Source organism: Massilia suwonensis, from assembly GCF_042655665.1.
Classification (GTDB): domain Bacteria; phylum Pseudomonadota; class Gammaproteobacteria; order Burkholderiales; family Burkholderiaceae_D; genus Telluria; species Telluria suwonensis.
The window spans coordinates 209,031-232,394 of the sequence record NZ_JBHSMR010000008.1; the positions used below are offsets into that span (position 1 = coordinate 209,031).

Here is a 23,364-nt window from a genome sequence, read left to right on the forward strand (position 1 = left end):
CGGGTTTTTCTCGGCCTGCGTTTCCTGCATGGCGTCGCTGCGCTCCGGATGCTCTATTATGTGGACAACATGATAAGAAGCGTATCGGCCCCATGACCCAGTACACCCTGCAGCAAAAATTTTTCCTCCTTTTACTCGCCTTCGTCACCCTGGCGTTCATCTACATCCTGCTGCCATATTCCGGCGCGGTGTTCTGGGGCGTGGTACTGGCGATCCTGTTCGCGCCCCTGTACCGCAAGCTGCTGCGCGAAACCAAACAGAAACCGACGCTCGCCGCCCTGCTTACGCTGTTCCTGATCATCGTGATGGTGATCCTGCCGGTCTCCCTGATCACCGCCTCGCTGGTGAAGCAGGCGGCCGCCGTGTACCAGATGATCGGTTCGGGCGAGATCAATTTCGGTGCCTATTTCCTGCGCATCGTGCACTCGCTGCCGCAGTGGATGGTGAACCTGCTCGAACGCTTCGAGCTGACCGACCTCGCTTCGCTGCAGGCGAAAATGACGGAGGCGGCGGCCCAGGTCAGCCAGACGGTGGCGCGCCAGGCGATCGCCATCGGCAGCAAGACCTTCGATTTCCTGGTCGGCATGTTCGTCATGCTCTACCTGCTGTTCTTCCTGCTGCGCGACGGCCAGGCGCTGGCGACGCGCGTGCGGCAGGCCATTCCGCTCAGCCTGAAATACAAGCAGCGCCTGTTCACCAACTTCACGACCGTGATCCGCGCCACCGTGAAGGGCAATGTGCTGGTGGCGGCGGCGCAGGGCGCGCTGGGCGGCCTGATCTTCTGGTTCCTGGGCGTGCAGGCGCCGCTGCTATGGGCCGTGGTGATGGCCTTCCTGTCGCTGCTGCCGGCGATCGGCGCGGCCGTCGTCTGGGCGCCGGTGGCGGTCTACTTCCTGGTCACGGGCGCCATCTGGCAGGGCGTGGTCCTGATCGCCTTCGGCGTGCTGGTGATCGGCCTGGTCGACAACGTGCTGCGCCCGATCCTGGTCGGCAAGGACACGAAAATGCCGGATTACCTGGTGCTCTTGTCGACCCTGGGCGGCATGGCCCTGTTCGGCCTGAACGGCTTCGTGATCGGCCCGGTGGTGGCCGCGCTGTTCATCGCCTGCTGGGATTTGTTCGTGGCGACCGAGGAGTTCCAGTCGCATTGAATGAGGCGGATGGGCGGCCCCGAATAGTTGAGCGGAGAAGCTGAAACTATGACATCATGCCGCGCGTAACTACACGCGCCTCCGGAGCCCATGCCGCCTGATCCTATCCCCGAACACCCTCCCAGCTCCGAAACCCGGTTCCGGGAACTGTTCGAACAGGCGCCGACCAGCATCCAGATCGTGGCGCCCGACGGCCGCACCCTGCGCGTGAATAAAGCCTGGGAACAGCTGTGGCAAATCCATGAAGGCACACCCCTCTATACCTACATCCTCGGCGACTACCGCCTGCTGGACGATCCGCAGCTGGTCGAGAGCGGCATTGCCGGCTATCTGAAACGGGCCCTGGACGGGGAATCGGTCGAGATCCCCGCCATCTATTACGACGTCGTGGTGCTGGGCGGCACCGGCCGCGCACGCTGGGTGACGGCGCGCGCGCACCCGATCAAGGATCATCAGGGCCGCATCCTCGAAGTCATGCTGATGCACGAGGACATTACCGACCGCGTCATCGCCGAAAAAGCCCTGCGCGAGCGCGAGCAGCGTTTCCGCTCGCTCGTGATGGCGACCTCCCAGACCGTGTGGAGCACCACGCCCGACGGCCGCGTGCTCGAGGATTCGCCGACCTGGCGCTCAATGACCGGCCAGAGCTACGACGAGTGGAAGGAATACGGCTGGCTCGACGCCGTGCACCCGGACGATCGCGAATCCGCGCGCCGCACCTGGCTCGATTGCGCAGCCAGCGGTTCTGTCTACGAGACCACTTACCGCCTGCGCCAGCTCGACGGCAGTTATCGCTGGATGGCCGTAAAAGGCGTGCCGATCGCGGATGCCGACGGCGCGGTACGCGAATGGATTGGCGCTACCAAGGATATCCACGAAATGGTCACGGCCCAGGCCGAACTGGCCGAGCGCCTCGACCGCGAGCAGCGCCATTCGGCCTTGCTGGTGAAAGTCGCCCAGGCTTCGCGCAGCCTCGGCAGCGCCCTGTCGACCGAGAAAATCGCCGCCGGCCTGGTCGAGGAAGTGCGCGCCATCCTGGAAGTGCACCAGGCGGTCGTCTCGCTGAATGTGGGCGGCGCCCAGGAAATCAATGCGGTGTCGATGTCGGATAAATATGCGCGCTACCGCAGCTACGACGTCAAGCCGGACGGCAGCGGCATCTACGCCGAAGTCTGCCGCACCAACCAGGTCACGCGCCTGACCCAGGCCGAGCTGGAAGCCCATCCGGCCTGGAAGGGTTTTGGCGCCCACGCCGCCCAACATCCGGCGATCCGCGGCTATCTGGCCGTGCCCCTGCTCGACCGTACCGGGCAGAACATCGGCCTGATCCAGGCGTCCGACAAGTTCGAAGGAGATTTCACGGAGCAGGACGAAGCCATCCTCGTCCAGCTCGCTTCGATCGCGGCCAACAGTTTCGAGAATGCCCGCCTGTACGGCTCGCTGAAGGAACAGGACCGGCGCAAGGACGAATTCCTCGCCATGCTGGCGCACGAGCTGCGCAATCCGCTGGCGCCGATCGCCTCGGCGGCCGAGCTGCTGAAAATCGGCATCGCCAGCGAGGAGCGGGTGCGCCGCTCGAGCGAAGTCATCAGCCGGCAGGTGCGGCACATGACCTCGCTGGTGGACGACCTGCTCGACATCTCGCGCGTCACGCGCGGCCTGATCCAGCTGGAACACCTTGCAGTCGAGATTGACGCCACGATCCGCAGCGCCGTCGAGCAGTCGCGTCCGCTCATCGAGGCGCGCGAACACGCCCTGGCCGTCGCGCCGGTGCCGGCCGAGGCGCGGGTCATGGGCGACCCGAACCGGCTGGTGCAGGTGGTGGCCAACCTGCTCAATAATGCGGCAAAGTACACGCCGCGCGGCGGACGCATCGACGTGACGGTCAGCTGTGCGGCAGGCCAGGCGCAGATCCGCGTGCGCGACAACGGGATCGGCATCGACAAGGCGCTGCTGCCGCACGTGTTCGACCTGTTCACCCAGGCCGAACGCACGCCGGACCGCTCGCAAGGAGGACTCGGCATCGGCCTGGCGCTGGTGAGGAATGTCGTCGGCCTGCATGGCGGCACTGTCACGGCGGAGAGCGACGGGCCGGGCGCCGGCAGCGTATTTACGGTGATGCTGCCTACTGTTTAGGCAGCCACCTTGGCCGGCAGCGTCGGCCTCCTTGAAAATCGCGGATAATCGCGGGATGTCCAAACCGACCACCCCATCTGGCGCCTGCCCCTGCGGCGGCGCCGCGCTCGCCAGCTGCTGCGGCCCGTATCTCGCCGGCACGGCCCTGCCGCCCACGGCGGAGGCCCTGATGCGCTCGCGCTACACGGCCTATACCCAGCGCAACGAGGACTACCTGCGCGCGACCTGGCACCCCAGCACCCGGCCTCAGGACGCGATCCTCGACCCGGATGAAGAACTTCGCTGGCTCGGCCTTGAGATAAAATCTGCTTTACGTTTACGTCAACGTAAAGCAGAATTGCCGGATCATCCAGATAGCGATACGGTCGAATTCGTCGCGCGTTTCAAGGTGGCGGGCCGCGCGCACCGGCTGCACGAAGTCAGCCGCTTCCTGCGCGAACCCGATCCGGCGCTCGGCGGAGAAGTCCGCTGGTTCTATCTGGACGGCACATTTCCCAAGTAAGCACGAGACAGAACAATAGAGGACGGCATGCCCCACATCGAGACCAAACTCAACCCGCGTGGCGACGATTTCAAAGCGAACGCCGCGGCCATGCAGGCCATCGTCGACGACCTGCGCGCGAAAGTGGCCGCGATCGCCGAAGGCGGCGGCGAATCGGCACGCGCCAAGCACGTCGCGCGCGGCAAACTGCTGCCGCGCGACCGCGTGCAGATGCTGCTCGACCCGGGCACGCCCTTCCTCGAGTTTTCCCAGCTGGCTGCCTACGACATGTACGACAACGCCGCGCCGGCAGCCGGCATCATCACCGGCATCGGCCGCGTGGCCGGCCAGGAATGCGTGATCGTCTGCAATGACGCTACGGTGAAGGGTGGCACCTACTACCCGATGACGGTCAAAAAACACCTGCGCGCCCAAGAAATCGCCGAGCAGAACAACCTGCCGTGCATCTACCTGGTCGACTCCGGCGGCGCGAATCTGCCGAACCAGGACGACGTGTTCCCGGACCGCGACCATTTCGGCCGCATCTTTTATAACCAGGCGAATTTGTCCGCCAAGGGCATTCCGCAGATCGCGGTCGTCATGGGCTCCTGCACGGCCGGCGGCGCCTACGTGCCGGCGATGAGCGACGAATCCATCATCGTCAAGGAACAAGGCACCATCTTCCTGGGCGGCCCGCCGCTGGTCAAAGCGGCGACCGGCGAAGTCGTGAGCGCCGAAGACCTGGGCGGCGGCGACGTCCACACCCGCCTGTCCGGCGTGGTCGACCACCTGGCCCAGAACGATCTGCACGCGCTGTCGCTGGCCCGTACCATCGTCTCGAATTTAAATCGCACCAAACTGGTGCAGGGCGCGACGCGCGAAAGCGTGGAACCGAAGTATGCGCCGGAAGAGCTGTATGGCGTGATTCCCGTCGACACCCGTAAACCCTTCGACGTGCGCGAAGTGATCGCGCGCGTGGTCGACGGCAGCGAATTCGACGAGTTCAAGGCACGCTACGGCACCACGCTGGTGTGCGGCTTCGCCCACATCTACGGCGTGAAAGTCGGCATCATCGCGAACAACGGCATCCTGTTCTCGGAGTCGGCTTTAAAAGGGACGCACTTCATCGAGCTGTGCTGCCAGCGCAAGATTCCATTGGTCTTCCTGCAGAACATCACCGGCTTCATGGTCGGCCGCAAGTACGAAAACGAAGGCATCGCCCGCAACGGCGCCAAGATGGTCACCGCGGTGGCGACTGCCTCGGTGCCGAAATTCACCGTCATCATCGGCGGCTCTTTTGGTGCCGGCAACTACGGCATGTGCGGCCGTGCCTTCTCGCCGCGCTTCCTGTGGATGTGGCCGAACGCGCGCATTTCCGTGATGGGCGGCGACCAGGCGGCGTCCGTGCTCGCCACCGTCAAACGCGACGGCATCGAAGCCAAGGGCGGACAGTGGTCGCCTGAGGAAGAAGCCAGCTTCAAGCAGCCGATCAAGGAACAGTACGAGCACCAGGGCCACCCGTATTACGCGTCGGCGCGCCTGTGGGACGACGGCGTCATCGATCCGGCCGATACGCGGATGGTGTTGGGCCTGGGCCTGTCGGCCGCGCTGAACGCGCCGATCGAAGAGACGAAGTTCGGCGTCTTCCGCATGTAAGGAGTGGATATGAACTACGAGACCCTTAGCATCGCGATCGCCGACAAGGTCGCCACCGTCACCCTGAACCGCCCGGAGCTGCGCAACGCGTTCAATGAGCAGGCGATCGCCGAGCTGGCCCTCGCCTTCGACGAACTCGGACGCAATGAGCTGGTACGCGCGGTCGTGCTGGCCGCGAACGGCCCGGCCTTCTGCGCCGGCGCCGATCTGAACTGGATGAAGAAAATGGCCGGCTACTCGCACGACGAGAACCTGGCCGACGCGTCGCGCCTGGCCGACATGCTGCGCACGATCTACCTGTGCCCGAAGCCGACGGTGGCGAAGGTGCAAGGCGACTGCTACGCCGGCGGCATGGGCCTGGTCGCAGCCTGCGACATCGTGGTCGCGGCCGACACGGTCAACTTCTGCCTGTCGGAAGTGAAGCTGGGACTGATCCCGGCGACCATCTCTCCCTACGTCATCAAGGCGATGGGCGAACAGGCGGCGCGCCGTTACTTCATCACCGCCGAACGCTTCGACGCCGCTAGCGCGCTGCGCATGGGCTTTGCACATGAAGTGGTGGCGGCCGATGCGCTCGACACCACCGTGGCCGGCCTGGTGAAAGCGTTGGTGTCGAACAGCCCGAACGCCGTCGTCGAAGCGAAAAAGCTGGTGCGCGAAGTCGTCGGCGCGCCGGTGACGGATGCGCTGCTGCGCGACACGGCGGAGCGTATCGCGGGCATTCGCGCTTCAAGCGAAGGGCGCGAAGGCGTCGCTTCCTTCCTCGAGAAGCGCAAGCCGAACTGGCTGAATTAAATAATAGGAATCACCTTGAAGCAGCACACCTCTTCCGACTGGATCGCACGCAGCCTGCGCAGCGTGTGGCACCCCTGCACGCAGATGCAGCACCACGAAGAGGTGCCGCTGATCGCGGTCGCCCGCGCCAAGGGCCCGTGGCTGTACGATCACGAAAATAAACGCTACCTGGATGCGATCAGCTCCTGGTGGGTGAATTTGTTCGGCCACGCCAACCCGCGCATCAACGCAGCGTTAAAAGAGCAACTGGACACGCTGGAACACGCGATGCTGGCCGGGTTTACGCACGAGCCGGTGATCGAACTGTCGGAGCAGCTGGCCGCGCTCACCGGCCACGCGCTCGGCCACGCCTTCTACGCGTCCGACGGCGCCTCGGCGGTCGAGATCGCGATGAAGATGAGTTTTCACGCCTGGCGCAACGCGGGTTACGGCGACAAGCAGGAATTCGTCTGCCTGCAGGGCAGCTACCACGGCGAGACCGTCGGCGCTTTGTCGGTCACCGACGTCCCGCTGTTCAAGGATGCCTACGGCCCGCTGCTGCGCGCTTCCCACGTGGTGGCGTCGCCCGATGCAAGGAATGCCGTCGAAGGCGAATCGGCGCAGGACGTGGCAAAGCGCGCCATCAAGGACGTGGAGCGGCTGTTCGAAGAACGCGCCAACAAAATCGCCGCGATCATCGTCGAACCGCTGGTGCAGTGCGCGACCGGCATGGCGATGCACGACCCGCTGTACCTGGAACTGCTGCGCGAGCTGTGCGACCGCCACCACGTGCACCTGATCGCCGACGAGATCGCGGTCGGCTGCGGCCGCACCGGTACCTTCTTCGCCTGCGAGCAGGCGGCGATCTGGCCCGATTTCCTGTGCCTGTCGAAAGGCATCAGCGGCGGCTACTTGCCTCTGTCCCTGGTGCTGACGACCGACGACATCTATCAATCCTTTTACAGCGAAGACATCACGCGCGGCTTCCTGCATTCGCACTCCTACACCGGCAATGCGCTGGCCTGCCGCGCGGCCCTGGCGACTTTGCAGATCTTCCGCGACGACGACGTCTTGAACCGCAACCGCGAGCTGGCGACGAAGCTGACCATCGCGCTGGCGCCGCTGGCCGAACACGAGCGCACGCACGCCTTCCGCCAGCGCGGCATGATCTTCGCGTTTGACGCCATCGAGCCGGACGCCGCACGCGCATCGAGCTTCGCGCGGCGCTTCTTCACGACCGCCGTCGAGAACGAACTGCTGCTGCGCCCGATCGGGCGCACCGTCTACGTGATGCCGCCCTATGTGCTGGACGAGGAAGAGATCGACCTCCTCGGCGTGCGTGTCAAAACCGTGTTCGAATCCGTGATCGCGGCCTGATGATGGACCTGATCGAGAACATCAACCGCAAGCTGGCCGCGCTGGACGAGCAAAGTCTCATCCGCCGCCGGCGCGTGGCCGACACGCGCTGCACGCCGCTGCAGGTGGTCGACGGGCGCGCCATGCTGGCGTTTTGCAGCAACGACTACCTGGGTCTCGCCGCGCATCCGCGCGTGGTGGAAGCCCTGCGTGCCGGCGCCCAGCTGTACGGCGCCGGCAGCGGCGCTTCTCACCTGATCAGCGGGCATAGCCGCGCCCACGCCATCCTCGAGGAACGCCTGGCCGAATTCGTCGCCCCGCACATCGAGGATGCACGCGCGCTGTACCTGAGCACCGGCTACATGGCGAACCTCGCCGTGCTGACGGCGCTCGGCGGCGACAGCGATGCCGTCATCTTCTCGGAAGCGCTGAACCATGCCTCGCTGATCGACGGCGCGCGCCTGGCGAAAGCCGGCGTCAGCATCTACCCGCACGGCGACGTCGCGGCCCTGGAGGCGCAACTCGCGGCCAGCAGCGCGGCCACCAAAATCGTCGCCACCGACAGCGTCTTCAGCATGGACGGCAACCTGGCGCCGCTGCCGCAGCTGCTGGCCCTGTGCGAACGCCATGGCGCCTGGCTGTTCGTCGACGACGCCCACGGCTTCGGCGTGCTGGGCGCCCAGGGCCGCGGCGCCCTCGAGCATTTCGGATTGCGCTCGCCGAACCTGGTGTACGTCGGCACGCTGGGAAAAGCGGCGGGCGTCAGCGGCGCCTTCATCGCCGCCCACGCCAGCGTGATCGAGCTGATGATCCAGCGCGCGCGCCCATACATCTACACGACAGCCGCGCCGCCGGCGCTGGCGCACGCCCTGCTGACGAGCCTGGACATCATCACCAGCGACGAAGGCGCCGGCCTGCGCAGCCACCTGGAGCTACTGATCGCCCAGCTCGACGCCGACCTGCGCCTGACGCGCTGGCAGCGGCCGGAGTCGCACACGCCAATTCAACCGATTCTCATCGGCGAGAACGAGGAGGCGCTGCGCGTGGCGGCGGCCCTGTACGCGAAGGGATTGTGGGTGCCGGCGATCCGTCCGCCGACGGTGCCGAAAGGGACGGCGCGCCTGCGCGTCACGCTGTCGGCCGCGCACACCCATGATGAAGTCGCGCAGCTGGTGACGGCATTGAACGAACTGGAGGCCATGTGACCAAGAACCTCAACGATCCACAGGAACCGGCGGTCGAACTGGCGATTCCGCCCACACCCGTCTTGACCGCCAACGAGGGAAAGCCCGTCAGCGCGCCAAGCGAGGCCCTGGCCGCCGAAGGCATTCCCGGCCGCTTCTGCTGCTTCGTGACCGGCACCGATACCGAAATCGGCAAGACCCTGGTCTCGAGCGCCATCCTGCATAAACTGGTCGAAGCGGGCCATCGCGCCTGCGGCATGAAGCCGGTCGCCGCCGGGGCCGAGCTGCGCGATGGAGAACTCCACAACGAGGATGCCGATATGCTGGCCGCCGCCGGCAACGTGCACCTGCCGCAAAACATCACCACGCCCTTCATGCTGCGCGAACCCTGCGCGCCGCACATCGCGGCCGCCATGGAAGGCGTCACCATCGATCCGGTGCCGATCATCGCCGCCTACGCCGAGATCCTGGCCGCGTCGGACGCCGTCGTGGTCGAAGGCGTGGGCGGCTTTTGCGTGCCCTTCTCCGATACCTTCGACAGCGCCGGCCTGGCCGAGCAGCTGAACCTGCCGGTGATCCTGGTGGTCGGCATGCGCCTGGGCTGCATCAGCCATGCGCTGCTGACAATCGAAGCGATCGTCGCGCGCGGCCTGGTGCTGGCCGGCTGGGTCGCGAACACGGCGGACCCGGACATGCGCTTTTTCGACGAGAACATCGAGGCGCTGGAGGCGCGCATCCCGGCCCCGCTGCTGGGCGTGGTGCCGCGCCTCGAACACCCTACTGCCGCCAATGCGGCCCGATTCATCGATCTCGCGGGACTGCCGGGCTGGCCGTCGACGCGGGCTCTGTAACACAAGCTGAAGGATTATTATGAATGCTCCCCACACCGTCGCCCTCCACCGTCCGACCGCCGCCATCAAGGAACGGCCTGACGCCACCTGGCCGCTGGCCGACGTGCTGGCCCTGTTCGAACTGCCGTTCAACGAGCTGATGTTCCGCGCCCAGGAAGCGCACCGCGCCCACTTCCCGGACGGCGACGTCGAACTGGCGACCCTGCTGTCGATCAAGACCGGCGGCTGCGAGGAGGACTGCGGCTACTGCCCGCAGGCGGCGCGCTACGACACCGGGGTCGAAGCCAAGAAGATCCTCGACATCGATACCGTGCTCGACGCCGCGCGCCAGGCGAAAGCCAACGGCGCCACCCGCTTCTGCATGGGCGCCGCCTGGCGCAGCCCGAAAGAGCGCGACATGGCCAAGGTCGAAGAGATGGTGCGCGAAGTGAAAGCGCTGGGCATGGAAACCTGCGCAACCCTGGGCATGCTGGAAGAAGGCCAGGCCGAGCAGCTGAAGAACGCCGGCCTCGATTTCTACAACCACAACATCGACACCGCGCCGGATTTCTATAACAACGTGATCTCGACCCGCGAATACCAGGACCGCCTGGATACGCTGGGTCGCGTGCGCAACGCCGGCCTGAAGGTCTGCTGCGGCGGCATCGTCGGCATGGGAGAGACGCGCGAGCAGCGCGCCGGCCTGATCGCCCAGCTGGCGAACCTGAATCCGTATCCGGAGTCCGTCCCGGTCAACCACCTGGTGCAAGTCGAAGGCACGCCGCTGCACGGCCTCGATCCGCTCGACCCGCTCGAATTCGTGCGCACCATCGCGGTCGCACGCATCACCATGCCGAAAGCGCGCGTGCGCCTGTCGGCCGGACGGCGTCAACTCGGCGAAGCGGTGCAGGCGATGTGCTTCATGGCCGGCGCGAATTCCATCTTCTACGGCGACAAGCTGCTCACCACGGGCAATCCGGAAGCGGAAGACGACCGCGCGCTGCTGGCGAAACTGGGCCTGAAAACCCGCTCGGCGACGCTCGAATCGGCGCCGAAGGAAAGCTGCGGCTGCTGATCGCAGGCCCGCTTTTCCAATACGATCAACACTAAAAAATTAGCGAGACAACGCATGTTCACCAAGATCCTCATCGCCAACCGTGGCGAAATCGCCTGCCGTGTCGCCGCCACCGCGCGCCGCATGGGTATCCGCACCGTCGCCGTGTATTCGGAAGCGGACGCCGGATCGAAACACGTTGCGGTCTGCGATGAGGCGGTGTTGATCGGGCCTGCCGCCGCCAAGGAAAGCTACCTGCGCGGCCAGAAAATCATCGAGGTGGCGAAGACCACTGGCGCCCAGGCGATCCACCCGGGCTATGGCTTCCTGTCCGAGAACGCGGAATTCGCCGAAGCCTGCGAGCAGGCCGGCCTGGTCTTCATCGGCCCGCCGGGTTCCTCGATGCGCGCCATGGGCTCGAAGTCGGCCGCGAAGCAGCTGATGGAAGGCGCCAACGTGCCGCTGGTGCCGGGCTACCACGGAGACAACCAGGATCCGGAATTCCTGCGCCAGCAGGCCGACCGCATCGGCTATCCGGTGCTGCTGAAAGCCAGTGCCGGCGGCGGCGGCAAGGGTATGCGCGTGGTCGAACGCAGCGAAGATTTCGTCGCCGCGCTCGGCTCCTGCAAGCGCGAAGCGATCAGCTCCTTCGGCGACGACAAGGTCCTGGTCGAAAAATATTTAACGCGCCCACGCCACATCGAGATCCAGGTGTTTGCCGACAAACTCGGCAACTGCGTCTACCTGCACGAGCGCGACTGCTCGGTGCAGCGCCGCCACCAGAAGGTGCTGGAAGAAGCGCCGGCGCCGGGCATGACGCTCGACCGCCGCGCGGCGATGGGAGAGGCGGCCGTCAACGCGGCGCGCGCCGTCAATTACGTCGGCGCCGGCACGGTCGAATTCATCGCCAACCAGGACGGTTCCTTCTACTTCATGGAAATGAACACGCGCCTGCAGGTGGAGCACCCGGTCACCGAGATGATCACCGGGACCGACCTGGTCGAATGGCAGCTGCGCGTGGCCTTCGGTGAACCGCTGCCGAAGAAGCAGAACGAACTGGCCATCCACGGCCATGCGATCGAGGCGCGCATCTATGCCGAGAATCCGGAGAAGGGTTTTCTGCCGTCGATCGGCACGCTGCGCCACATGGATACCCCGAACGCCGTGAACTTCGAGCTGGGCGGCGTCGCCGGCGTGGAACCGGCCGGCGTGCGTATCGATTCGGGCGTGCGCGAAGGCGATGCGATTTCTCCGTTCTACGATCCGATGATCGCCAAGCTGATCGTCTGGGGCGTGGACCGCACCCAGGCGCTGGCGCGTTTGTCGCAGGCACTCTCCGAATTCCAGATCGTCGGTCTCGCCACCAACATCGCCTTCCTGAAACGCCTCGTGGAAGGCGAGGCCTTCTCGACGGCCGACCTGGATACGGGCCTGATCGAGCGTAACGGCGCGACCCTGTTCCCGCCGTCGAAAGCGGCGCCCGCCGGTGCGCTGGCATTGGCGGCGGTGGCGCTGATCGAGTCCGAGAAAAAGCGCTCGAGCGGCGCCTCGCGCGTTGCGGCCGACCCGTGGGGCCAGGCGCAGGGCTGGCGCCTGAACGGCGACTATCGCCGTCAACTCTCCTTCGCCGACGAGCACGCGGCCGGTCTCGAAGGCGGTGCCTACCAGGTCGGCGTGGTGTACCACCCGCAGGGCTGGGAACTGGACGTCGGCGGCGTGAAGCAGCCCTTGAGCGTCAGCGGCCATGACGGTGCGACGCTGTCGATCCGCCTCGGCGAGCAATCGATGCACGGCGCGGTGCGCCGCGATGGCGACCTGTTCCACGTGTTCACCAACGGCGAACACCATAACTTTACCTACAACGACCCGATGGCGCATGCCGGCGAAGCCGAGGCGGCCGGCGGACGCCTGACCGCGCCGATGCCGGGCAAGGTCGTGGCCGTGATGGTCGAGGGCGGCCAAACGGTGAAAAAGGGCGAGCCGCTGGTGATCATGGAAGCGATGAAGATGGAGCACACGATCGCGGCGCCGTCGGACGGCCTGGTCGAAGAGGTGCTGTACGCGGTGGGCGACCAGGTGGCGGACGGCGCGCCGCTGCTGGCCTTCAAGGCGGCATAACAAATGCGCATCCTGCTGTATCGCGGCGATGGCCAGACCGGCGGCTGGGTCGAGGACTTCGCGCGGGTGCTGCCGGGTGCCGAGACCCTCAGCTGGCAGGAAGGAGAGACCCTCGGCACTTGCGACTACGCGGTACTGTGGGCGCCTCCCGCGGCGCTGCTGGCGCAGCTGGGCCACGTAAAAGCCGTGTTCCTGATGGGCGCCGGTGCGGATGCGATTCTCAAATTCGGCGAGTCGCTGCCGGACGTGCCGCTCGTGCGCCTGGGCGACGCCGGCATGGCGGTGCAGATGGCGGAATACGTGACGTATGCGACGCTGCGCTACTTCCGCCGCTTCGACGAGTACGAGCAGCAGGCGCGACATGGCCTGTGGTCGCCGCTCCCAAGCTATGCGAAGGAAGATTTTACGGTCGGCGTCATGGGCCTCGGCAAGCTTGGCCTGCGGGTGGTGGAAACCATGCGCGGCTTCGGCTTTCCCGTGCGCGGCTGGAGCCGCACGCCGAAGGATTTACCGGGCGTCGAGTGCTTCGCCGGTCTCGAATCGCTCGACGCGTTTTTAAGCGGCACGCGCGTGCTGGTCTCGCTGCTGCCGCTGACGCCCGACACCAACAACCTGCTCGACCGCCGCCGGCTGGCGACGCTGCCGCAGGGCGCCTACGTCATCAACGTCGCGCGCGGCGCGCAGGTGGCCGAGCCGGATCTGCTGGCGCTGATCCGCTCGGGCCACATCGCCGGCGCTACGCTCGACGTGTTCCGCAACGAACCGCTGCCGGCGCCGCACCCGTTCTGGGACGAGCCGCGCATCACGATCACGCCGCACATCTCCGCAGTGACCCTGCGTGATGAAGCCGTACGCCAGATCGCCTTTAAAATCGCCGCCTTCGAAAGCGGCCAACCGGTGGACGATATCGTCGACCGCAACCTGGGATACTGAGATGAGCACCCTGCCGAAGAAAGTCAAAATCGTCGAAGTCGGTCCGCGCGACGGCCTGCAGAACGAAAAGGAAACGATCAGCGCGGACGTGAAAATCGAGCTGGTCGACCGTCTGTCACGCGCCGGTTTCAGCAATGTCGAAGCGGCCTCCTTCGTGTCGCCGAAATGGGTGCCGCAGATGGCGACCAGCACCGAGGTGATGGCACGCATCACGCGCCTGCCGGGCACGATCTATTCGGCGCTGACCCCGAACATGCAGGGCTTCGAAGCGGCACTGGCCGCGAAAGCCGACGAAGTCGTGATCTTCGGTTCGGCTTCGGAGGCTTTCTCGCAAAAGAACATCAACTGCTCGATCGCCGAATCGATCGCGCGCTTCGAGCCGGTGGCGAAAGCGGCCAAGTCCAACGGCCTGCGCCTGCGCGGCAGCATCAGCACGGCTTTCGGCTGCCCCTACCAGGGCGAGGTGCCATTGGATGCGGTGGCCGACGTGGTGCGCCGCATGCGCGACCTCGGCTGCGACGAGATCGACATCGCCGACACCATCGGCGTCTCGACCGCGCGCAAGACGCAGGAAGTGATGCTGGCGGCCGCGCGCGAATTCCCGCTGCAGCAGCTGTCGGGCCACTTCCACGACACCTATGGCCAGGCGCTGGCCAACATCTACGCCAGCCTGGAAGTAGGCGTGCAGATTTTCCACTCGTCGGTGTCGGGCCTGGGCGGCTGCCCGTACGCGAAAGGCGCGACCGGCAACGTGGCGACCGAGGACGTGCTGTACCTGCTGCACGGCCTGGGCATCGAGACCGGGATCGATCTCGACCAGGTGGTTGATGCGGGCCAGTTCATCTCGCAGCAGCTCGGTCGCAAGGGGTCGAGCCGCGCGGGGAATGCGATCGCGGCGAAGCGCCTGGGTTGAACCAACGCACAAGCGCCCGGTCGAAGGCTATTCGACGGGCGCTTTCTTCATTTTTCGGCGGACGTAAACGAAAAAAGCCGACAGCTTACGCTGTCGGCTTTCTTCTTAATACTGGTCGGAGTACAAGGATTCGAACCTTGGACCCTCTGGTCCCAAACCAGATGCGCTACCGGGCTGCGCTACACTCCGAAGACACACATCATAGCCGCTGCAGGCCCATCGGTCAAGGTCGCGTTTGAAATTTGTGGAGTTTTCGTGCAACAAGGATGACGGCATTGTGAAACTGGCAGCAACAGGCGGACTTGTCTTCGAGGACGATGCGGGGCGGGCGCAGCGGCGCATCGCGGCCGGGATCGCGGTCTCGCTGGCGCTGCACGCGCTGGTGCTGAACCTGCAGCGTGACGGCTGGCGGCGTGAAGCGCAGGAGCCGCCGCGTCCGATCGCGGTGCGCTTGCAGCCGCCTCCGCCGGCGCCGCCCGCGCCGGAGGCCGCGCCGACGCCACCATCGCAGCCGGCGCCGCGTCCGACACCACGTGCGAGAACCGAGCGGCCGAAGCCCGTGATCGCAGTCGATTCCGCGCCGGCGCAGCCCGAACCGTTCACGGTGCAGCAGGCGCCGCAGCCCGAGCCGGAGGCGCCGCACTTCGACCGCGAAGCGGCGCGCCAGATGGCGCGTTCGCTGGCCAACATGCGTGATCCGGCCAAGGAGGGAACGGCGGTCGGTCAGTTTCCCGATAAACCGCTGGAGACGGAAACGCGCGCGGCGCGGGCGATCGGGGCGGCCAAGCGGAGGGATTGCAAGGACGGTTTGCCGGGAGGGTTGTTGGGGCCTTTGTTAATCCTGGCGGACAAGAAGGACAGCGGGTGCAAGTGGTGAGCGAGCCGTAGGGTGGGCACTCTGTGCCCACGCCGTCTCACTGCTTGATGTGTCGCGGCTTCGCCATATGCGCAATCGATATTCACCCGCCGTACCGCGTGGGCACGGAGTGCCCACCCTACGCCTCCCCTTTGATCTGCAAGGCCCGCTCATACAGCGCATTCTTCTTGCGCCCCGTAATCTGCGCCGTCAAATTCGCGGCCTGCTTGACGCTGCATTCGCTTAATAAAATTTTCAGGATGCGCTCGGCCTCGGCATCCTGCGCATCGGTCTCGAGCGTCGCTCCTTCGACCAGCACGACAAACTCGCCCCGCTCGCGGTGTTGATCAGCCTTGACCCAGGCCAGCGCCTCTTCCAGCCGGCAGCGGTGCACCTCTTCGAACAATTTCGTGAGCTCGCGCGCAAACACGACCTGGCGCGTCGGCTCGAACACGCTCATCAAACCCTCGACGCAATCGACGATTCGGTGCGGCGCCTCGTAGATCACCAGCGTGGCCGGCTCGCGCACCAGTTCCTGCAACGCCGCTTCGCGCTGCTTCGATTTGGCCGGCAAGAAGCCGACAAAATTGAAACGGTCGTTGACCAGGCCGGAGGCGGACAAGGCGGTCACCGAGGCCGAGGCCCCCGGCAGCGGGAGCACGCGCAGGCCGGCCTCGCGCACGGCGTCGACGATGCGCGCGCCCGGGTCCGAGACGGCGGGCGTGCCGGCATCCGACACCAAAGCGACACGTTCGCCGGCACGCAGGCGGGCAATCAGCTTGTCGGCCGCTTCGCGTTCGTTATGCTGATGTGCCGCGACCATCTGCTTGTTCAAGCCGTAACGGGTGAGCAAGGCGCCGGTTTTGCGGGTATCCTCACAGGCGACCACGTCGGCCAGCGCCAGCAGGTGCAGCGCGCGCAGCGTGATGTCGGTGGCGTTCCCGATCGGAGTGGCCACCACATACAATGTTGCTGTAGGATAAGACTGTTGAGCTGCCTCGGCCATCACGGGGAGCTGGGCGATATCGATGGACTGGTTGTCGGTCATGTTGAGGATACGATGCTCGTAAAAAGTCTTAATTCAAATCTGATGAGGAGCCTGCTGGCGGTCGGCGCGGTGGGCATGTTGGCAGGCTGCACCAGCCCGATGCCGCCCGACCTGGGTTGCGGCGTACCGGGCGGATTGTGCGCGCCCGCCGAGCCAAACACAAGGGTGCAGCCACCCGCGCCGCCGCCGCCGCCGGTAGAACCGCCGGCATCGGAAACCCGCACTTCTCCGGTGGAATTGTATCCGGGCACCGGCACGCCGCAATCCCAGGCCCGGCCAGCGGCCGGCACGGCGCGCATCGCCCTGCTGCTGCCGCTGCAGTCGCCCGCCCTCGGCCAGGCCGCCGAGGCCGTGCGCGCCGGTTTCATGGCCGGCCACGAGCGCGACCGCAACGGCATCGAAGTCAACGTGGTAGCAAGCGGCGATTCGCCCGAGTCGACCCTGGAAGCCTATGCGCGTGCGGCCCAGCAGAACGACATCGTCGTCGGTCCCTTGGCGCGCTCGAGCGTGGCGGCGATCGTCGCCAGCAATGCGGTCGTCAAACCGACCATTGCCCTGAATCACCCGCAGACGGAACGCCCGCTGCCGCCGCAGATGCTGGTGGTCGGCCTGTCGGTGGAAGAAGAAGCGCGGCAGGTGGCCGACTGGGCCGCACAGGAACATCCGATGGGACGCGCTATCGTGCTGAGCGGCAAAGCCGCCTGGCAGCAGCGCACCGCCGGCGCCTTTGCAGCGCGCTGGGCCCGTTTGGGACGCAATAACGCGACGGCCGAATTGCCGATCCTGGACGGTTATGTGGACGCCACGGCCCTGGCCGAGCTGCGTTCGCGCCTGGCGATCGACCGTCCTGAACTCGTGTTCGCCGCACTCGACGCCGGCGCCCTGCGCCAGGTGCGCAGCGCGCTCGGCACCTCCTTGCCGACCTATGCGATCTCGGCGGCCAATCCGGGCCGTTCCCCGGGTCTGTCGGTGCCGGAACTCGACGGCGTGCGCCTGGTCGACCTGCCCTGGACCGTGCAGCCGGACCACCCGGCCGTGATGGTCTATCCGCGCCCCGTGGACAGCGATTCGCTCGACATGCAGCGCCTGTACGCGCTCGGCATCGACGCCTTCCAGGTGGCGCGTACCCTGTCCCAGCAGCCGGGCACGAATTTCACGCTGGACGGCGTCACCGGGCGCCTGTCGGTCCGCCAGAACAATGGCGCCTGGTCGCTGCAGCGCGAAGAAGCGGCCGCCGTCTACCGTGACGGCGTCGGCTACGAAACGGTCGTCTGGAAATAAACGGTGCGGACATGGCTGCGCTCAAGCTCTCCGAGAAGCAGGCGCAAGGCCGAGATTGGGAGCAGACCGCGCTGCGCTACCTGCGCCGCCACGGCCTGGTGCTGGTCGCAGCCAATTTCACCTGTAAAGGCGGCGAGATCGATTTGATCATGCGCGATGGCGAGTCGCTCGTCTTCGTCGAAGTGCGCCAGCGCGCCGACCGCCGTCACGGCGGGGCCGCCGCCAGCATCACCCCCCAGAAAATTCGCAGGCTGGTCAAGGCCGCCCAGGTCTACCTGCAGCGCCTGCCCCATGTGCCGCCCTGCCGCTTCGACGTCGTCGCCATCGACGGCGAACAGCTCGAATGGCTGCGCGACGCGATTCAAGTTTGACAATCCACTCCGGTTTTGTAAGCAAACTTTACATTGCTTTGCCGCCCGGACTCCCTACTACACTATAATCGTCGGCTATGAACACTCAACGCATCCTCGCTCACTTCCAGGAGAGCGCCGACCTGAAACTGAAGTCGGCCGCGGCTCTGTCTCAACCCATTTCGCAGGCGATTGAACTGATGTTCAGCGCCCTGTCCAACGGCAACAAGATCCTGGCCTGCGGTAACGGCGGTTCCGCCGCCGACTGCCAGCACTTTGCTGCCGAGCTGGTCGGCCGTTTCGAGCGCGAGCGCTTTCCGCTGCCCGCCATCGCGCTGACCACGGATACTTCGATCCTGACGGCCGTCGCCAACGACTACAGCTACCGCGAGATCTTCTCGAAGCAGGTGCAGGCCTTCGGCCAGGCCGGCGACATCCTGCTGGCGATCTCGACCTCGGGCAATTCGGGCAACGTGCTGGCCGCCGTCGAGGCGGCGCTCGAGCGCGAGATGCGCATCGTCGCCTTCACCGGCAAGGACGGCGGCGCGCTGGCGAAATTGCTGACCGACGCCGACGTCCACATCAACGTGGCGCACAGCCGCACCGCGCGCATCCAGGAAGTGCACCTGGTGGCGATTCACGCTATTTGCGACGGCATCGACGTCGCGCTTTTCGGAGGAGACGAGAATGAATAAACCCGGCCTGACAGGCTCCCTGGCGAAAGCCGTCCTCTGCGCAGCCCTGATCGGCTCGCTGCAGGGCTGCGTGCCGCTGGTCGTTGGCGGCGCCGCGATGAGTGCGGCCGCCACCATGGACCGCCGCACGCTGGGTGCGCAGACCGAGGACAAGTCGATCACAGTCAAGGCCGAAGTGCAGGTACCGAAGATCGTCGGCAACGCCGGCCACGTGAACATCGCCAGCTACAACCGCAAGGTGCTCTTGACCGGCGAGGTGCGCGACGAAGCCATGAAGGCCGCCGTCGAGCGCGAAGTGCGCGGCATCGAGAACGTCGTCGCCGTCATCAACGAGCTGGTCATCGCCGGCCCGTCGAGCTATACCTCGCGCTCCTCGGACGCCCTGATCACCGGCAACGTCAAGGGCAGCCTGGTCGAGATGAAGACGATCTCGGCGACCTCGTTCAAGGTCGTCACCGAACGCGGCACCGTGTACCTGATGGGCCGCGTGACCCAGCGCGAAGGCGACCTGGGGGCCAAGATCGCCCAGAGCGTCTCGGGCGTGCAGCGCGTCGTGAAGATCTTCGAATACATCAGCGAAGAGGAACTGCGCACGCAGTATCCGAACACCTCGTCGGTCGCCCTGTAATCCTGGCGGGACTGCGGTCCCGCTTTTTTTTATCCTTTACGCCATGACTGCTCGTCAACGTTCCTGGATCAAACCTGCCGCCATCGGCGCTCTCGTGCTGGCGCTGGCGGGCGTCGGCTATGCCGGCTTCGGCCAGGCCGAACAGGCGCCCCAGGTCACCTTCATCAGCATCGCCGGCGACAAGATCAGCACCGCCGACCTGCGCGGCAAGGTCGTGATGGTCAATTTCTGGGCCACCTCCTGCACCACCTGCGTCAAGGAGATGCCGGCGATGGTCGACACCTACAACAAGTTCAAGGGGCAGGGACTGGAATTCGTGGCGATCGCCATGCAGTACGATCCGCCGAACTACGTCCTGAATTTCACCGAGACCCGAAAACTCCCGTTTACGGTTGCCCTCGACGCGGGCGGCGATATCGCCAAATCCTTCGGCGACGTCACCCTGACGCCCACCACCTTCGTGATCGGCAAGGATGGCAGCATCCTGAAACGCTATGTCGGCGAGCCCGATTTCAAGGAAGTGCACGCTATTCTGCAAAAGGCGCTGGCCGCAAGCTGAGGTCTTCCTCCGGCCGTGCTCGCCTTGCCGCAATGTCCTTCTGTCATTACACTGATTTATATGTATGGCAGCCTCGATGGCGAACACGCTACAGCACGCCTGACTTAGCTCAAGCCGACAGTGCCGCAAGAGGCCAAGCTTGATGCATTCGCGGGCTGCAAGCGTGCGGCCATGCGCAAAGGAGATGCAATGGGTAATCGTTTACGCAGGATAGGCAGTTTAGCGGCGCTGCTCGCGCTGGCCGCCTGCGCCGGGCCGAAGCCGAAGGCGGTCGCCGTGCTGCATTACCAGCATGTCGCGAACGCCCACGAAATCCGTTTTACCAATCCGATTCCGCTGTCGGCCGCGCTGTACCGCGTCGGTTACCTGTCCCCGGTCGATTCGCAGGGCTTCTGGGCCATCTTCGTGCTGTGCAATGTCGACGTCAACGAACAGGCGCAGCGCGGCTTTCACTACAGCGTCAACAGCTTCCGCGTGCGCCACGAAGGAAAAGAATACGGCGGCCTGCCGCCCTATTCGCTGCGCTACCAGGGCCAGGTCGATTTGAACAATGCCGGCGACACCATGCCCATCCTCGACGCGATCGCCGCCGAAATCCAGGAAGGCCCGCCCGAGCAGATTTTTCATGGCGGCTTCTATCCCGACCTGAACTACCGCTTCGCCATCTTCGTGCCGAAGGCGCTCGCCAACTATGCAGGCGAGGAATTGACGCTCACCTATAAAGGCCAGCCGGCCATCCTGGTCGGTAACGGCAAGCCGCCATCCGACCTGCATGCGGTGGGAGGCACCGCAGCGGGCGTAGCGGCCGCTTGCGTGCCGCCCTCGCCCTGAACGTGCTACTTCAGGCTGCTTTAGGGTACAAGATCATCTGGGTGCAGCGGAACAGGGCAATCGTCTTGCCATTGCTCTTGTCCGTCACCTTCACATCCCACACCTGGGTCGTGCGGCCGCCATGCACCAGGCTGGCAACGGCGACGATCGTCCCCTCGCGCGCGGTGCTGAAATGGTTCGATTTCAACTCGATCGTCGTAAAACTCTGGGCGCCTTCGGGCAGGCTGGCGATACAGGCATAGCCGGCGGCCGTATCGGCCAGCGTCACCACGCTGCCGGCGTGCAGGTAGCCGTTCGGCGCCAGGTGATGCGGCTTGATCGGCAGCTGGGCGGTCAGGGTCTGGTGGCCGACCTCGAGGATCTCGATGCCGAGGTAGCCGGGCAAGGTGCCGACGCCGCGCTGATTAAAGGCTTCCAGGGTAGGTGCAGTGCTCATGTTGGGTGATCCGAAGTGGTGAATCGGCTATCCTACACCGGGTCGACCGGCCCTGCCGGAGGCCGTGGCATCAGGCCCTGCGCTTGGCCTTGTGCACATTGCTTCCGTGACGCTTGCGCGTCGCCGCATTCTGCTGCTGCAAGAGCGCATCGACCCGCTCCGACGCTTCACGCGCCAGCTGCTGCGCCTCTTCGATGCTCGGGAAATACTCCGGTGCGCGGTAGCCGAGCCAGGCATAGGCCGAATACATGCGGCAAGTGTCTTCGACTTCCTGCAGGTTCTTCCAGAACAGCCCTTCCGGATGCGGCGTCAATTTAGAGACCTTTTTCTTGGCCAGCGACAGCGCCCAGTGTTCCCAGGCGCTTTGCAGCATCGGCACCCGGTTCGAAATCGGCACCAGCGACAGCATGAATTTCTCCGCCACCGTCAAGTCGAGGGTGTCGAGCCATTCGGCGCGCTCGTTCTGGTCTTCCGTAATGCGCGGATAGAAAAAACCGTCCGGCACGTCGATGTTGTGCACGAAGCGTCGCAGCAGTTTTACCAGCGAGGTTTCGCCCGTCACCGAGGAGATCCGGTGCAGCTGCTCGAGCGAGGGGGCGACGGCGAAGCCAGTGGCCGGCACCGGCGGGATCTTTTCCTTCATCAGCGCGCGCATCACTTCATGGGTGTCGTCGTCGTAGCCGGCGACAAACCCTTCTTCGTGCACGCCGTAGCGCCCGGCGCGGCCGGCGATCTGCTTGGCCAGCGCCGCCGAAATCTCTTCTTCCTCATAGCCGTTGTATTTGACGGCCGTGGTCATCACGATGCGCGCGATCGGCATATTCAAGCCCATGGCCAGGGCATCGGTGCCGACCACGATATCGGCCTGCCCTTCGCGGAAACGCTCGGCCTGGGCGCGGCGCACTTCCGGAGACAGGTTGCCGTAGACGGTGGCGACCGATAGCCCCTTTTCGGTGATCATGTCGCGCCACATCAGCACGTCGCGCCGCGAAAAGGCGATGACGGCGTCGCCGCGGCGCAGGTTCGACAGTTTGCGGACCGGCGAGGGCTCCATCGCCAGCGGCGCCATGCGTTTCAGTACGTGCACCTCCAACGGCACCTCGAGACGTTCGGCCAGGGCCTCGATCGCGCGCCGCGCTTCCGGTGCGCCGACCAGGTAGACGGTGGCGGCCGGGGCGCCGCAAACGGCGGCGGTCCAGGCGGCGCCGCGGTCGCGGTCGGCCAGCATCTGGATTTCGTCGATCACGGCCACTTCGATCGGCGTCTTACTGTCCAGCATTTCGACCGTGCTGGCCACGTGGGTGCTGCCTTCGACCACGCGCCGCTCCTCGCCTGTGATCAGGCTGACCTTCAAGGCTTCGCCATGCGGACGCGCCCCCTGCAAGCGTTCGTAGTTTTCCAGCGCCAGCAGGCGCAAGGGAGCGAGATAGGCGCCGCTCGCCGCTTTCGCCAGCGCTTCCATCGCGCGGTGGGTTTTACCGGAATTCGTCGGCCCCAGCAACGCAATGAATTTACGCTGCATGCGGCTGGCCACCTCGAAGGATTCCGGGTACTCGGCCAGGTTGATGCTTTCCTTGGTGCGGGCGGCGTGGCGTTCTTCCTGCTCGCGCTCGATCGCGTGCTCGAGGCGCTGGCGGATGCGTTCGAACACGTATTCGGCCGGCTCCGAGGTTTCCAGTTCGTCCAGCACGCCCAGAAAAACGCGCGGGTCGAAACCGGCGTCGTCGGCCTGTTCGGCGATGTCGCGCACGAACTCCTCGGCATCGAGCTGCAGTTCGGCCACGGCCTTGTCGCCCGTGCGTTCCTCGATCAGTTCGCGCCGGGCGATCAGGTCCATCTTGCGCCATTTACTCGGCTTGGCCAGTACGCCGCGCGCCGGCACCAGCGCATAGGGCACCCGCAAGCCCTCGTATTTCACTTCTCCGGCAAAACGCAGGAAGACCCGCCCTTCCATTTTGACCAGTTCGATGCCGCGCTCGGCCAGGCCGAGTTCGCGTTCGAGGAAGGCGTCGTCGTCGCCGGTGTCGTTGTTGTCGGACGTGTCGTAGCGTGAATTGCTCATGTGTCTTGAAGATGATGTCTGGTTGTTATCAC

Annotated in this window: 22 protein-coding genes and 1 tRNA gene; 19 read left to right on the forward strand and 4 right to left on the reverse strand. The window is 65.4% G+C overall.

The features are described 5' to 3' along the window. Positions 1-92 precede the first annotated feature (92 nt). The 12 genes from ACFPQ5_RS04400 to ACFPQ5_RS04455 all read left to right on the forward strand — a co-directional run bounded on the left by ACFPQ5_RS04400 (position 93) and on the right by ACFPQ5_RS04455 (position 14,586). Complete coding sequence (locus ACFPQ5_RS04400) at positions 93-1,151, forward strand: AI-2E family transporter (RefSeq protein WP_379752057.1); 1,059 nt, start codon at positions 93-95, stop codon at positions 1,149-1,151. Between the two features lie 90 nt (positions 1,152-1,241). Further along, entirely contained in the window at positions 1,242-3,287 is a 2,046-nt protein-coding gene (locus ACFPQ5_RS04405) for a PAS domain-containing sensor histidine kinase (protein WP_379752059.1), read from the forward strand. Positions 3,288-3,342: 55 nt separating this feature from the next. Next, positions 3,343-3,789 carry a YchJ family protein gene (locus ACFPQ5_RS04410; RefSeq protein WP_379752060.1) on the forward strand — a complete coding sequence of 149 codons (447 nt, stop codon included), beginning with the start codon at positions 3,343-3,345 and terminating at the stop codon, positions 3,787-3,789. Positions 3,790-3,816: 27 nt separating this feature from the next. Beyond that, positions 3,817-5,424, forward strand: a complete 1,608-nt coding sequence (locus tag ACFPQ5_RS04415; RefSeq protein ID WP_379752061.1) for a carboxyl transferase domain-containing protein — start codon at positions 3,817-3,819, stop codon at positions 5,422-5,424. Positions 5,425-5,433: 9 nt separating this feature from the next. Beyond that, on the forward strand, positions 5,434-6,219 hold the full coding sequence (locus tag ACFPQ5_RS04420; protein WP_379752062.1) for an enoyl-CoA hydratase/isomerase family protein: 786 nt from the start codon (positions 5,434-5,436) through the stop codon (positions 6,217-6,219). A gap of 15 nt (positions 6,220-6,234) precedes the next feature. After that, a complete protein-coding gene (bioA, locus tag ACFPQ5_RS04425) occupies positions 6,235-7,575 on the forward strand; it encodes an adenosylmethionine--8-amino-7-oxononanoate transaminase (protein ID WP_379752063.1) in 1,341 nt (446 codons plus the stop codon). A gap of 2 nt (positions 7,576-7,577) precedes the next feature. Further along, positions 7,578-8,759, forward strand: a complete 1,182-nt coding sequence (bioF, locus tag ACFPQ5_RS04430) for an 8-amino-7-oxononanoate synthase (RefSeq protein WP_379752391.1) — start codon at positions 7,578-7,580, stop codon at positions 8,757-8,759. A gap of 122 nt (positions 8,760-8,881) precedes the next feature. Further along, on the forward strand, positions 8,882-9,589 hold the full coding sequence (gene bioD, locus ACFPQ5_RS04435) for a dethiobiotin synthase (protein WP_379752392.1): 708 nt from the start codon (positions 8,882-8,884) through the stop codon (positions 9,587-9,589). 19 nt (positions 9,590-9,608) lie between these two features. Beyond that, on the forward strand, positions 9,609-10,643 hold the full coding sequence (bioB, locus tag ACFPQ5_RS04440; RefSeq protein WP_379752064.1) for a biotin synthase BioB: 1,035 nt from the start codon (positions 9,609-9,611) through the stop codon (positions 10,641-10,643). A gap of 54 nt (positions 10,644-10,697) precedes the next feature. Beyond that, positions 10,698-12,740 (forward strand): acetyl/propionyl/methylcrotonyl-CoA carboxylase subunit alpha, encoded by a 2,043-nt coding sequence (locus tag ACFPQ5_RS04445; RefSeq protein WP_379752065.1) that lies wholly within the window; start codon positions 10,698-10,700, stop codon positions 12,738-12,740. Positions 12,741-12,743: 3 nt separating this feature from the next. Beyond that, a complete protein-coding gene (locus ACFPQ5_RS04450) occupies positions 12,744-13,673 on the forward strand; it encodes a 2-hydroxyacid dehydrogenase (RefSeq protein WP_379752066.1) in 930 nt (309 codons plus the stop codon). 1 nt (position 13,674) lies between these two features. Then, positions 13,675-14,586, forward strand: a complete 912-nt coding sequence (locus tag ACFPQ5_RS04455) for a hydroxymethylglutaryl-CoA lyase (RefSeq protein WP_379752067.1) — start codon at positions 13,675-13,677, stop codon at positions 14,584-14,586. Positions 14,587-14,698: 112 nt separating this feature from the next. Here the strand turns inward: ACFPQ5_RS04455 and ACFPQ5_RS04460 are convergent. Next, positions 14,699-14,775 (reverse strand) — tRNA-Pro (locus ACFPQ5_RS04460). 88 nt (positions 14,776-14,863) lie between these two features. On the opposite strand from ACFPQ5_RS04460, the gene ACFPQ5_RS04465 reads away from it, so the two are divergent. Then, complete coding sequence (locus ACFPQ5_RS04465; protein WP_379752068.1) at positions 14,864-15,463, forward strand: hypothetical protein; 600 nt, start codon at positions 14,864-14,866, stop codon at positions 15,461-15,463. A 118-nt stretch (positions 15,464-15,581) separates the two neighbouring features. Here ACFPQ5_RS04465 and rsmI read toward each other — a convergent pair whose 3' ends face one another. After that, a complete protein-coding gene (rsmI, locus tag ACFPQ5_RS04470; RefSeq protein WP_379752069.1) occupies positions 15,582-16,490 on the reverse strand; it encodes a 16S rRNA (cytidine(1402)-2'-O)-methyltransferase in 909 nt (302 codons plus the stop codon). A gap of 42 nt (positions 16,491-16,532) precedes the next feature. Between rsmI and ACFPQ5_RS04475 the strand changes: the two genes are divergently transcribed. The 6 genes from ACFPQ5_RS04475 (at position 16,533) to ACFPQ5_RS04500 (ending at position 20,834) form a co-directional block, all read left to right on the forward strand. Beyond that, positions 16,533-17,771, forward strand: coding sequence for a penicillin-binding protein activator (locus tag ACFPQ5_RS04475; protein WP_379752071.1), 1,239 nt, complete (start codon positions 16,533-16,535; stop codon positions 17,769-17,771). A gap of 11 nt (positions 17,772-17,782) precedes the next feature. Further along, positions 17,783-18,142: a YraN family protein gene (locus ACFPQ5_RS04480; protein ID WP_379752073.1), complete on the forward strand. Its 360-nt coding sequence runs from the start codon at positions 17,783-17,785 to the stop codon at positions 18,140-18,142. Between the two features lie 77 nt (positions 18,143-18,219). After that, positions 18,220-18,816: a phosphoheptose isomerase gene (locus tag ACFPQ5_RS04485; RefSeq protein WP_379752074.1), complete on the forward strand. Its 597-nt coding sequence runs from the start codon at positions 18,220-18,222 to the stop codon at positions 18,814-18,816. Then, positions 18,809-19,444, forward strand: coding sequence for a BON domain-containing protein (locus ACFPQ5_RS04490; RefSeq protein ID WP_379752075.1), 636 nt, complete (start codon positions 18,809-18,811; stop codon positions 19,442-19,444). The genes ACFPQ5_RS04485 and ACFPQ5_RS04490 overlap by 8 nt, the downstream gene beginning before the upstream one ends. A gap of 43 nt (positions 19,445-19,487) precedes the next feature. Then, positions 19,488-20,003, forward strand: coding sequence for a peroxiredoxin family protein (locus ACFPQ5_RS04495; RefSeq protein WP_379752076.1), 516 nt, complete (start codon positions 19,488-19,490; stop codon positions 20,001-20,003). A 189-nt stretch (positions 20,004-20,192) separates the two neighbouring features. Then, on the forward strand, positions 20,193-20,834 hold the full coding sequence (locus ACFPQ5_RS04500; protein WP_379752077.1) for a hypothetical protein: 642 nt from the start codon (positions 20,193-20,195) through the stop codon (positions 20,832-20,834). A 10-nt stretch (positions 20,835-20,844) separates the two neighbouring features. On the opposite strand, the gene ACFPQ5_RS04505 is transcribed toward ACFPQ5_RS04500, so the two are convergent. After that, on the reverse strand, positions 20,845-21,270 hold the full coding sequence (locus ACFPQ5_RS04505; RefSeq protein ID WP_379752078.1) for a PaaI family thioesterase: 426 nt from the start codon (positions 21,268-21,270) through the stop codon (positions 20,845-20,847). Positions 21,271-21,340: 70 nt separating this feature from the next. Further along, positions 21,341-23,332, reverse strand: coding sequence for a helicase-related protein (locus tag ACFPQ5_RS04510; RefSeq protein WP_379752079.1), 1,992 nt, complete (start codon positions 23,330-23,332; stop codon positions 21,341-21,343). Positions 23,333-23,364 lie beyond the last annotated feature (32 nt).